The sequence below is a fragment of the Vibrio sp. 10N.261.46.A3 genome (genome assembly GCF_041472995.1).
In the GTDB taxonomy this organism is placed as follows: Bacteria; Pseudomonadota; Gammaproteobacteria; order Enterobacterales; family Vibrionaceae; genus Vibrio; species Vibrio coralliirubri.
Window position 1 is genome coordinate 1 of sequence record NZ_JBFRRH010000037.1, and the last position, 12,369, is coordinate 12,369.

At 42.8% G+C, this 12,369-nt stretch carries 11 protein-coding genes; 5 read left to right on the forward strand and 6 right to left on the reverse strand.

Features of this window, described 5'->3' with window-relative positions; all coding sequences use genetic code 11:
- Positions 1-91: 91 nt before the first annotated feature.
- Entirely contained in the window at positions 92-247 is a 156-nt protein-coding gene (locus tag AB4484_RS10350; RefSeq protein WP_372077927.1) for a hypothetical protein, read from the forward strand.
- Positions 248-257: 10 nt separating this feature from the next.
- Here AB4484_RS10350 and AB4484_RS10355 read toward each other — a convergent pair whose 3' ends face one another.
- Positions 258-1,967 (reverse strand): response regulator, encoded by a 1,710-nt coding sequence (locus tag AB4484_RS10355; RefSeq protein ID WP_372077930.1) that lies wholly within the window; start codon positions 1,965-1,967, stop codon positions 258-260.
- Between the two features lie 278 nt (positions 1,968-2,245).
- Here AB4484_RS10355 and AB4484_RS10360 point away from each other — a divergent pair, with 278 nt between their 5' ends.
- Complete coding sequence (locus tag AB4484_RS10360) at positions 2,246-2,998, forward strand: EAL domain-containing protein (RefSeq protein ID WP_372077932.1); 753 nt, start codon at positions 2,246-2,248, stop codon at positions 2,996-2,998.
- Positions 2,999-3,018: 20 nt separating this feature from the next.
- Here the strand turns inward: AB4484_RS10360 and AB4484_RS10365 are convergent, their stop codons facing one another.
- Positions 3,019-3,831 carry a helix-turn-helix transcriptional regulator gene (locus AB4484_RS10365; RefSeq protein ID WP_372077934.1) on the reverse strand — a complete coding sequence of 271 codons (813 nt, stop codon included), beginning with the start codon at positions 3,829-3,831 and terminating at the stop codon, positions 3,019-3,021.
- Positions 3,832-4,004: 173 nt separating this feature from the next.
- On the opposite strand from AB4484_RS10365, the gene AB4484_RS10370 reads away from it, so the two are divergent.
- Positions 4,005-4,937 (forward strand): LysR family transcriptional regulator, encoded by a 933-nt coding sequence (locus AB4484_RS10370; RefSeq protein WP_050621673.1) that lies wholly within the window; start codon positions 4,005-4,007, stop codon positions 4,935-4,937.
- Positions 4,937-5,320: a VOC family protein gene (locus AB4484_RS10375; protein ID WP_372077936.1), complete on the forward strand. Its 384-nt coding sequence runs from the start codon at positions 4,937-4,939 to the stop codon at positions 5,318-5,320. The genes AB4484_RS10370 and AB4484_RS10375 overlap by 1 nt, the downstream gene beginning before the upstream one ends.
- Before the next feature lie 113 nt (positions 5,321-5,433).
- On the opposite strand, the gene AB4484_RS10380 is transcribed toward AB4484_RS10375, so the two are convergent.
- From AB4484_RS10380 to AB4484_RS10395, 4 genes are all read right to left on the reverse strand, one after another.
- Positions 5,434-6,969, reverse strand: a complete 1,536-nt coding sequence (locus AB4484_RS10380) for a PepSY-associated TM helix domain-containing protein (RefSeq protein WP_372077938.1) — start codon at positions 6,967-6,969, stop codon at positions 5,434-5,436.
- A gap of 111 nt (positions 6,970-7,080) precedes the next feature.
- Positions 7,081-7,431 carry a hypothetical protein gene (locus AB4484_RS10385; RefSeq protein ID WP_372077940.1) on the reverse strand — a complete coding sequence of 117 codons (351 nt, stop codon included), beginning with the start codon at positions 7,429-7,431 and terminating at the stop codon, positions 7,081-7,083.
- Between the two features lie 301 nt (positions 7,432-7,732).
- A complete protein-coding gene (locus AB4484_RS10390; protein ID WP_372077942.1) occupies positions 7,733-8,128 on the reverse strand; it encodes a cytochrome b562 in 396 nt (131 codons plus the stop codon).
- Between the two features lie 144 nt (positions 8,129-8,272).
- Positions 8,273-9,019 carry a phosphatase gene (locus AB4484_RS10395; RefSeq protein ID WP_372077944.1) on the reverse strand — a complete coding sequence of 249 codons (747 nt, stop codon included), beginning with the start codon at positions 9,017-9,019 and terminating at the stop codon, positions 8,273-8,275.
- Between the two features lie 320 nt (positions 9,020-9,339).
- Here AB4484_RS10395 and AB4484_RS10400 point away from each other — a divergent pair, with 320 nt between their 5' ends.
- Positions 9,340-12,339, forward strand: coding sequence for an HD domain-containing phosphohydrolase (locus AB4484_RS10400; protein ID WP_372077946.1), 3,000 nt, complete (start codon positions 9,340-9,342; stop codon positions 12,337-12,339).
- Positions 12,340-12,369: the final 30 nt, after the last annotated feature.

The following is a 12,369-nucleotide window of genomic DNA, read 5'->3' on the forward strand; positions in this document are numbered from 1 at the left end:
ATCAGCATGGTAAGAAAGAGGAAGATAGCGGCTCTTGATGATGAGTACCGCTCGGTACTTTTAAGCGCTGGAATTAAAATGCTCTAGCCGTGTGAATACTGTTGTAGAAGGTGTAGAAAACAGTGCAACTTGGCATATTTTACGTCAGCAAGGCTTTAACCTGTGCCAAGGCTACTTTACCGGTGCGCCGATCCCACTAAACGAACTTCCTAACCACTTCAAAGTAGACGGTACTCGTCGTAAGTAACTATCACAACTTACGAGAATTTTGCAACTCTACTTTCAGCTAAAGCAATATTATCTAATATTCCAAGTTGCTTTAGCTCTATTGGTTTATAAAGCTCTTTACATACTTTAAAACAACTTTTCAACAGAGATTTTACATCACGAGCTGAATAATTAGAAGGCCAACCAGAAGACAATAATTGGATAAGTTGCATATTGACTTCTCGAATGTAAATATTCCTTGAACGTATATCCACTAATTCATCTAATGCGCCGACAATTTGATTAGAACCTTGATATATATTCGCATTCTCAAGCTTCTCATTGACCACGTCTGTCTGATTCGCATGATTACTTGTCAAAGACTTCATCAATTCTACTTGAGATTTAAGTAGCATGGGACTCAATTGGCTTTCATTCATATCTGCTCTTATAGAGTGTACATACTCCTTAAACTCTTTATTGAATGAAAGTAAATTTAAGAGATATAAGAAGTGATATTTATTGTAAAACCCTTCCACTAAGTTACACGAGTAAATATGCTTTAATATAGAGATCGCTTCTCTTAGCTTCCCCTCAACAATAGAAAAATGACACATCAAAAGTTCTTGTTCAATATCATAATTAACAACCTTATCTTGAAGTTCATCACTTCGGTTGTATTTTTTTTCCTTTAATAGTGATATCTGTCTAAACTCGTTTAAAGCTTCAATCTTTAATTTTTGAGGTTCTAATTCTGAAACACCTTGCTCTTCAATATTTTTTATGTCAACTTGCGTTAAATCATAAATAAATAATACGCAACGAATATAATTGTATCTAGCCTCTAGATTATCTCTATATGTGTCAATATTTAACTCGTAATACATCATAAATCTTGACGCTGCATTCCTATAGTCCCCTTGAGACACACATAGGTTAGCAATAACAAGTTCACGTTCTGGGTTACCGGGAGTCAATTCAGAAATAATAGAAAACTGCTTAATAGCATTAGGAATATCGCCGTTATAAATATCATATTTGGCATTTAATGACATGGCTTGAGTCGAATTAGGAACCTTATCTAACATTTTTTCAACTATGGCTTGAGCTCTGGCAAACTCACCAAGCTCAATTAAGCTGTCAGCAAGGCCAGCATTTGCCCACTCGACATCTTTTTCGACAATGATGGAGTCATAAAGGTCTTTTGCTTCATTAAACATATTGAGGAGAGCGTAAAACTCTCCTCTGAATTTCTGAATCAAATAGTGATATTGGGGGAAAGTAAACTCTAATTCATCACAAAGTTCTAATCCCAATTTGTACTGCTTTTTGTTTTTCGCATTGTATAATTGGTATAACGCAGCTTTTCTAGCTAATGACTTTTTAATTTTGTTTATGAAATATAAAGAGTTAAACGGCTTGAGGATGTACTCATCAGGTGCTAGTTCTATAATAGAACGTACAATTTTTGATAGTGACTCTCCGGTAATTACAATGAAACTACTCTCAGGCTTTATTAAACTATAGTGCTGTAATTCTTCAAAAACTTGTTTACCATTTAAACGAGTAAAAAAATTATAATCACATATGATTAAGTCAAATCCAATCTTTTTACAGTGCCAAATAGCTGCTTTTGGATCCTTCGCATGAAAGATATTTTGATCATTTAGACCTAGACTAATTAGCATTCTTCGAATACTTGACAAAATGACTGGCGAGTCATCAACTATCAAGGCTGATATATCACTATAACTTTTCATAACCGCGAGTACTCTCCTATAACGCGGCAAGTGTAACATGCTCTATTTTGTAGGAAAGCCTTAGATTAAAAAAAAAGGTCCAACCACATATATTTAAACAGATCACATCTTACAACAAAGCTATCAAATACATGGCTGGCACTTTAGATGTTTCATGAAATCAATATTTAGACCATTCATATATCAAATCTCAATTTTTCATCTCAAAACGATATAGTGATGAATGCCCGCTTCTCTCAGAATCCGCACCAGCAACGCCGCTATACAAATGAAACACGATGAGAAGAGAAGCCAAACACATGAACCTATCAGACCACATCATTCAAGAAGCCTTCGAAAACGACTGGCACACCTGCTTTTATCAGCCAAAGGTTGAACCTAGTATCGAGAAAGTAACTGGTGTTGAAGCGCTGTTTCGTTTAGATATTCCAGAAGAAGGGATTTTTTCTCCAGGCGTGTTTATTGATCGTGCATTTGCATTGGGTTATGAGGAAGAGATCTTCTTTAGTGTTCTTGAACAGTCACTGACAGAAGTGAAATCTCTCTCATCTCACTTGAACTTGGCAGTTAATATCAGCAAGAAGGTGTTGGCTAACCCTGATAACGTAGAAAAGGTTCGTGAATTACTTTGGAATACGTCGTTCAAAGCAAAGCAGCTTACTTTTGAACTCAGCGAAAACGATCAGTTGGATGACCAACTTTGTGAGCAGATTAAACGCTTTCAATCTCTTGGCATTAAAATCTCAATCGACGATTTTGGTATTGGCCATTCAGATATGAATAAGGTGATGAGCCTTAATGTCGATGAAGTGAAGTTTGATAAATCAATTGTGAATAGCGCAGAACCAGCACGTTCGGACTTGGTAAAGCGCACGTTGGCGTACTGCAAAGAGTCTGGAATTGAAACCGTGGCAGAAGGTGTTGAAGATACAGATACACATCAGCTTGTCCACCAGCTAGGTTTTGACAACTATCAGGGCTTTCTATATTCAAAGCCACTGCCTTTGACTGACCTTAGACTTGTCATGTAAGAGTGCGAACTCAAGCAGCGTTAACTTAAGACAAACTCGACGCTTTTCTTTTTCTGCTTTAGGTCGTGATACCGAATGCATTTGAAGTAAATATCGTGTTTGTTTTGGATGTTCTGAGAGAACGGGTTATTCACCACTTTCTTTATATCAGCCTTGAAAAATGGCATACCAAGTTTGCTCATGTACGGCTCTAAGTAGAGATCATAAAGAAACTGAGACATTGCAGGGTCAAGAGTCGGAAAGCGAAATTCAGTGCCTGCCAAATTATCCGCCATGTAATCGAAGATCTTACGTCGGATCACGACGCTGACCGCACCAACACTGCAAAGCATTTTGCTGAGGCCGTCGTAAACTACATGCCCAATAATGACGCCTTCAAACAAGAAGCAAAGCACCTGCATATCTTCTTTTCTCACGCCGAGATACTGAGCAACCTCGATAAAGTCTTTGCCATAAGTTTTAAGATGCATCCCTTGAATCGACTTAAGCCTTTTCGCTGGAAGCGAACCCATGTTGTGTGACTCTACGCTGGTGACCTCATAGTCGTAACCAATCTCGGCACTAAACGGACGTTCCATATTCTTGGTTGCAGCTTTGACTTGAACCATCTCTTCCATTGAAAAGTCATACTCCACCTGAAAGAAGCTCGCGATACCGAGGCGACGAACAAAACTGGGCAGTGTCTTTGCCCTTTCCCACTGACTCACCATCACCTGATTAACACCGGAAAATGCTCGATGAGAATGGGAAAGTAACTCTGCAAACTCTTCTTGAGAAATTGAGGTTGCTTCGCGGAGCCTTTTTAACTCTTCTGAAAAATTCTCTTTATTCATCGGTCACTTACCTAGCTTTTTTATCAGTGTAGTTCACTTAAGCTCGTTAATAAATGAAGCCTTCAACATCGCCTTACCACGTCAGTTAATTAATGAAATTGATTCACAAATCAAAGTAAATCGCTCACAATTACTATTAAGTTCATCGTTGAAACTAGCCCAACTGGATACTTATGATAAACCCAAAACTCATTGCCCTACTTCCGGATCTCGCCTCGTTCATTTTAGTGGTTAACGAAGGTAGTTTTACGGCTGCAGCAAAACAGTTAGGTGTGACACCGTCAGCCTTGAGTAAGCTCATCACTCGCTTGGAAAAAGCGCTGTCGGTGAAACTGTTTGAACGAACCACTCGTACCCTTATCATCACGCAAGCGGGTCAATTGGTATACGATCAAAGCGTGGTCATGATCAATGCGGCGCAGCAAGCGGTTGAACTGTCTACCTCTGACCACACAGAGCCAGCTGGTTCTATAACGGTAGCGGCGCCTGAAGCATTCTTGAATTCGGTCTTGCAGCCTTTCGTAGTCCCATTTTTAAATCAGTATCCAGAAATCCAACTTAAATTGAGAGCGGCTGATGGCGACATCGATATTTTGCGTCAAGGCATCGACATTGCTTTCCGCCTGACCGATAAGCCCGACGAAAGCTTAGTATTGAAAGAGTTAGGAAAAACAAACCTCGTGTTGTGTGCAAGCCCTGGTTATTTAGACGCTAAAGGGATTCCTCACCACCCTACCGAGCTGTCTGAACACGACTGTTTGTACCTTGCAGAGACAGACAAAGACCACATTTGGGACTTTCTTAAAGATGATGAATTTCACACCGTGCCCGTCAGTGGGCGTTACGCAGTTAACCACTCGCAGATGCGTCTGAAAGGTGTGAAAGAAGGTCTAGGCGTCGGTATTTTCCACGACTTCGTGATTCAAGATGCGCTGGCTGAAGGCTCTGTGGTGCAGGTGTTGGAAGATTGGACCATCAAGAGTAATTACCATGGTGCGATTGCGATGCAGTTTGCTCAAACCAAGTACATGCCGGCTCGACTGCGTGTATTCATTGATTACGCCATGGAGCACTTAGGTGACAAACTGGCAGGAGAAATAAACTGATGCTGAAAGGAATACACCACGCGGCCATAATCTGTTCAAACTACGACGCGTCGAAACACTTTTACACTGAGATTTTGAAACTCGAGATAATTGCCGAAAACTATCGTGAGGCTCGCCAGTCGTACAAACTTGATTTAGCGTTACCTAATGGTGCTCAGATCGAACTATTCAGCTTCCCTAACGCACCAGAAAGGCCGAGCTTCCCTGAAGCTCAAGGGCTGAGACATTTAGCCTTTTGTGTGGATGACGTTCAACACGTCAAAAGCTATTTGGAAGGACAAGGAATCGAAGTCGAACCGATCCGAATTGATGAATTTACAGGTAAAGCATTTACCTTTTTTGCAGATCCTGACGGGCTTCCGTTAGAGCTTTATGAAATCTAGAGCTTTATCAAGTATAGAGCTGTATCAAGTCTAACGTCTTCTTACATAAACAGAGCATGTCATCTGAATAATGAAACTGACCTCCTCAAAAAGAAGGTCAGTTTGTGTATCAATTAACTCAATGCTGTCTTGAATTTCTCAACGCGTGAAAATAGTAACCAATCCAATAGCATTGCTGTCACGATCGTCGCGCCCGCCAGTGGAAACATTACCGAAATAACCACGACCGTCACCAAGCCTGCCTTCCAAAGCCCTGCATCACCAAACTTCGGTGGCGTACCAAGCTTTCTTTGACCTGAAGGTCTGCGCACCCACCACATCACACCGCCAGTCACGGACACAACAATGAACGCCAAGCAAAACAAGGCATTTAGAAGCTTATTGAGGATGCTGATGTCACCTTGATGCAATGAAATACCAACCGCTAACGTCTTGGCAATGAAGTTATAATCTTGCCATGTTACCTCACCAAGAATACGACCAGAATATTGGTCGAGGTGCGTGGTACGATCCTGCGTTGGATCGATGATATCGCCACCCATGGTATTGGCTGTGACCGTGTAAACACCCGTTTCTGAACGCGGGAAATTGACCTTGTATTGCGTAAAGCCAAGTGAGTATGCTTTTGCAATTACGTCATCAATGTCGAAATTGCTTGCTGACAACATATGTTGAGAGTGATCTTCACCCATCTTAGAGTGATCATGAGGTTCAGTCGCCTCTGCCACATGATGAACGTGTTCTGCTGGCTTATCTTGAGACAAAGGCAGTGGTGTTTGCTCCAAGTTCCAAGGGAGCTCTTCTTCTGAACCATGGTTGAGGGAAGCATGCGTCTTATCTGATAATGGAATATCGTCCCACATTTGAGCAGGGAAAGTGCTCCATGCTTGAACAAGCTTACCGCCCCAAAAACCTGTCCATGCCAATCCAGATAGAATAAACAACAACAGAATAAGCGATAAGGTACCACCGATGTTCGCATGCAGATCACGCATGAGAACACGTGGCCCGGATGACACTCTCAGCTTGAGAAAACCAGCTCGGCTTGCGTTGTCTCTCGGTAGCCATAAGTAAATGCCACTGACGAGCAACAGAATAGACAAGCTGATTGCGACTTCAATTAGATAATTCCCCCAATCACCAATCAACAAAGTGCCGTGAATGTCATTCGCGAGTTGGTACAAGCTGTCGCTGCGCGGAATCTCTCCGACCACTTCGCCCGTATATTGATTTACCGTGGCGAAGACCGATGTGCCGTCTACAAGTGCTACCGAAAAGCGGTTAGCCAGATCAGGCGCTTTGCTCGGAACAAACTGGGTAACCGAGCCTTGTGGGTATTGAAGTTGTACTGCAACTAACTGTTGTGACACTTTAATCGGCTCGCCCGATGCAACAATCTCGATGGCTTCGTGGTGGAACGTCAATTCGATTTCATCATCAAACAGCATCACCAAGCCTGTAATGCTCAGCATCAACATAAACGGGATGACGAATAGCCCAGCATAGAAGTGCCAGCGCCATGTGAGGAAGTAGAGCGTTTTATTGCGGTCTTTGCTTTTTATACTGGTTTTCGAACCGGTTGTTGCACTGCTTTTAGACTGCGAAGTTGCTTGTGCTTTCGCAGGGGTTTGAGATTCATTTCTCAACATTATAATTTCCTTTGACACACGCAAACGCACCTTCTGAAAAATCAGAAAGTAATCTGAGCATGTTTAACTTTACTTAATACTTTATTTTTTAATTATTTTAATGGGTTAGGTTTAAGAAATAACAAAGGGAGGGCCGCGTGGGGCTTGCCTCGTGTAGCGTTCGCTTAGAGCCAAAAAAGCGTAGCTGTCTGAGACAATAGAACTCAGTCGAGTTGTCAGTAGTGTAGTGGGAAGTTCATCTTGGTGAAACGTGGAAAAATGGCTAAACGGACACGGCTTTCCTTTGTGAGTATTAGGTTCACCTTCTTCGATTTGAACCAATTCAAAGCCATTAACCGTACATAACGACGCCCATACTCCCGCACTATTACCATGAGCATTGATAACAGGCATTAATGTCACTAGCGCCCAGCTTAATGCTGTTGCAAGTAACATGGAGAAGTTGAACGAGGTTCGGCGCATTATTCCAAATCTTTATAAATTTCCCTTATTATGAGGGACTTGGAATCTAGGTAAACGTAAAGATTAACAGCAAGTTAAAAAATTGAAGCTAACGCACACTCTTTTTCGTTAAATACTGGTTACAACACTAAAGCTAAGAAAGTATTACTCAACTCTTTGCAGCAGGCTTTCAATAAAAGAGACAATAAAAACGCCGCCTTACACCTTCCTCGAAAGAGGGTAATGTAAGGCGGCGTTTTAGAAATCGAGTCTTGAGGTTTGCTCTTTGTTACCTATCTAGCAAACGTTCATGATTAACGAATTAACCGAAAATCTTGGTCCAGATGCTTGGGTTACGCTTCTCATGGTACTCTTCACGAAGGCCGTCAATAGTACGAAGTTCTTGCTGTGCCGACGCTAAGTCACCTTGGTCTAGCTTCTGCTCAATGCTATCCAGTGATGCACTGATCTTTTTGAAGCCTTCCATGAAGTTGTCTTCTTTCTCGACTGGGTAAACACCCGTTTTCAGCTCTGCCACTAGCGTATCTAAACGAACGATAGGCTTTTGCATCTCTTCAATGCTTTGAGCTTCTGCCGCTTGTTTAAACGCAAGCTTCATTTCTTGCATGTTTTTCTTAAGGTCTACATTAGCAAATGCGTTGCCAGACAATACTGAAGCAGCGATTAAGCCAGATAAAAGGATTGAGCGAGTTTTCATTGTTTCTCCAAGTGAAGCGGTGTCTTTGAAGTTAGAGCCATCATTACTGTGGCACTTCGACTTTATTATTTTCGGCTAGTGTATACAAAAATCTGTCAGGCACAAAAATTGATTGTGTCGAAATGCAAACCCGCCGACATTCTCTTAAACAAGACCTGAATATTCTGGGATGTCATTACGACCGCGCAAGGCTAAAAAGGCTAGGAACTGCTTTGGCGAATGGGTAATCACTTTACTCGAATCGACACCCACTTCATCTAACAATGCTGCGACTAAGTCTAAGCCACCGACATCTAAACAGAAATGCGCATCGCTGCCTGTTGTAATAAATGCACCCTTCGCTTTCGCTATTCTTGCAATCTCATAGCAGCGGTCAACACTGCCAACTCGGCTATTGCCTTTGAGTGTGGTGGTGTTGATCTCAATCGCCACGTTGTTCTCAACCGCACATTGAATAACAGCTTCAAAATCGAAATCAAAATTAGGATTGCCTAAGTGACCAAGCGCATCAATTCGACCGCCCTTAATCACATTCATGAGAGCCTCTGTATGGGTAGCGACATCCGATGGACGAAAAACGGGCTCGTGGAAGCTGGCAATCACCCAATCTAGGTTCTTATCAACGCTCGGATGAATATCGATTTCACCTTGCGTGTTCATGATGTTCGACTCAACACCACGGATGATGGCAACCTCTTCGATAAAACGAGGAAGTACACGTTGGTTACTGAAGAACCAATAGTGTGGAGCGCCCGGCATTGATTCTGAATGGTCAGTGGTACAAAACATGGCTAAACCATTTTGTTTTGCCGACTTAGCATTTTCGATCAATGTGCTGTAAGCATGACCACTTGCGTATGTGTGGGTGTGAGTATCTACTTTGAGTTCCATGAATCAATGCCCTCTTCGCTCGGTCAAAATACGTTTTTCAGAAAGTAACCCTGAATCTCTTTCAGGAAAAGAATGCTTCAGAAAATGAGTGCCTAATGGCAACAATTCGACCAGTTTATCAGCTGAAAGTGACAATTAGCACCCAAACATAAAGGTTTATTACTGGTTCATTTACACAACACAAGAATACGTCGCTAACCGAACCAGCCAACGCTTGGTCTTATCTAAGTCGAACCGTACACACTCGGTAATTGCGCCAATTTTTTGCAACCTACCCAAGTTCGTCAATACTTAAACCAGTCTACAAACTGGAGTGTTAGATGAGAAGAAGACGATATCCGCTGAGTATCCACATCACTAGCCTTTTCCTAATTTTGACAACACTTGTCGGTGCGGTATTGATTTCGATAAGTTATCGGCACTCTCAAGAGTTGCTGTTAGGTACAGTGCGCGAGATCAGTAATGAGCATCGCGACAAGCTGGAATCAGTATTTAAACAAGCGATTGCCCCTGTCATCACAACTTTAAACGTGATGGCGGTGAGCCCGTTTGTTGCTCATCAAACTTCCGCTGTCGAAAAAGACTCTTGGCTGGCTTCGGTCGATATCATCTTCAAGCAAAACACCAATTTGGTCGCTCTATTTTATGGTTCTGAAGATGGTGACTTTAGAATCTTTCGTCCATTAAGCACCAATAAACAGCGAGCTGAAAACAACGCCCCCGCTAAAGCGACCATGATGGTCAGCAGCACCAATCTAGACGGTGAAAACTTTATTTCCTTCCTTGATGGCGCACATCAAGTGATCAGTACTAGACAAGCAGAGAGTAAGTTCAACCCCACCACTCGTCCTTGGTTTCGTAACGCAAAGCCTGACGGCTCAATACAACTCTCTGAGCCCTATCTGTTCTATTTCCTGCAAACCAATGGCATTACACTCTCTAGGCGTTCTGCCGATGGCAAGCATGTGGTTGGTGCCGACTTTACGTTGAGTTCCCTCTCTTCTCAGATCAGTGAATTGGCTTATTCTCCGCAAACCCGACTCGCCTTGTTCGATCAACATTTTAATCTTCTCGGTCAGCATCAACTTGAGCTATCAATACCCAAGTCTGATGACACAAGTAAAACTGAGCAAACGACAGGAAAACTCTCTGGCAGTGAGCAAGATCAAAGCTTCTTTAATGTGCCCAAACGTGAACAGATGGAAGCATTGAAAGCGTCCGTCATCGCGCCGCTTATCTCTGATGAAGAGAAGTTTAACCTCAATCTAAAAAACGTTGAGTACAACTTAAACACTTGGGCACTAACGCTAACGCCCGTTCAACTGACTCAAAACGTCACCTTATATTTGGCAGAAGCGACGCCACACAATGAACTGCTTGCTGATCTTATCTCGATGCGAGACAAGCAAGTTGCGGTCGCGATTGGGATGCTGTTCATCTGCTTCGCTATCGTATGGTTTGTTGCTAATCGCTTGTCTCAGCCACTCAATACGCTGATGCAACTCACCGACAACATCGCTCGGTTCGACTTCAGGCGTACTCACTATCCCAAAAGCATGATTCAAGAAGTGGCTAACCTCGCCCATTCAATTGAGCTGATGGAACACACGCTACATGATCTGATTACCCTACTTCGAGACACGGCCGGGAATCAGGAGTTTTCGATCTTAGCTAAGAACATTGCGCATCAAAGCTATTTAATCACCAAAGCAGAAACCATTGTCCTTTTCACTCAGTCCAAAGAGAAAGACGTGTTTGATACGGCGGCCAACCTTGCCATTCTGCCTTTTAAAGCCGATATCAATGACTTCATCAAACACACGCCTTGGTTGCTGTGTCAGCTTAAATCTGGTGAGACGATCCATTTAAACCGAGAAGACAATGTTCTCAACTATTATCAGGATTCGATCTTCAATTCAGACCTGTACCTGTTTCCACTGTTAAACAGAGAGAAGTTGTTGGTAGGGATTGTGGCAATTGGCTATGAAAGACCTATCACCAAGATGCAAGCCGATAAGCACGCCTTTTTACGAGAGCTGCTCAGCTTTGCGGAAATAGCGAAAGACAACATCGACCAAATGCAGCAACAAAAAGACATGCTTAATGCCTTTATCGAGCTCATTGCTTCGGCGATTGATACCAAGTCACCATACACGGGCGGGCATTGCCAACGAGTGCCTGAGCTCACCAAATGGCTAACTCAAGCAACCATTGATGATGACCGCTATTACCCGCAATTCTCATTGGACAGTAAACAGTGGGAAGAGTTGATGCTCGCCGCTTGGCTTCATGACTGCGGCAAGGTGACCACGCCTGAATATGTGGTAGACAAGGCAACAAAACTGGAAACCATTTACGACCGAATCCACGAAGTGCGAATGCGTTTTGAGTTGTTGAAACAGCAAGCGGAAACCGATTACTGGAAAGCCATAGCGAACGGTGCGCTACAAGAAGAACAACTCAAAATACTCGAACAAAGCCTGTCTGAACTGGATGAGGAGTTTGCCTTTGTTGCGGAGTGTAACCTTGGTGGCGAATCTATGACGGAAGAGCAGCTAGAACGCTTAGATCAAATAGCCAAACGCCAATGGAAACGCACACTGGATGATCAATTGGGGCTATCTTGGTCTGAAAAAGAGAGGTTCAACACTCCAAAGGATGGGGTTGAGAAAGAGAGAACGGAACCAACAAGTCAGGAAAAGGGTTTGCCAGTCATGGAGCCTCTGCTTGCTGACAAACCGGAGCATAAAATACCTTGGGACAATGGCTTTAACCCTGCCGATGTATGGCAAGAATCGTTTGTACTTAAGCCCGGAGAAGTTAAATACAACCAAGGTGAGCTGCACAATTTGAAAGTACGCCGTGGTACGTTAAACGATGAAGAACGTTTCATGATCAACGATCATATTATCCAAACCTTCACCATGCTCAATAAGCTGCCTTACCCGCCTTACCTTCAAAACATTCCGGATATTGCCAGCGGTCATCACGAGCGTATCGACGGCAAGGGCTACCCAAGAGGCTTAAGCGAAGACCAATTGCCTCTGCCATCCAGAGCAATGGCAATTGCTGATGTCTTTGAAGCGCTGACCTCTAGTGATCGCCCTTATAAGAAAGGCAAACTCTTAAGCGAATCACTCAACATCATGACCAACATGGCGACCAGCGGTCATATCGATCCCAAGTTGTATTTGCTGTTTTTGGAAAACAAAATCTACGACAAATACGCTGAGCGATTTCTAGAAATGAACCAACGCTGCGAGATTGATCCGCACGAACACATCGACCGAGTAAAAGAGTACATACGCTCATTGTTTTAAGTCTTAAGTTTTAAGTTTTAAGCTAACCAT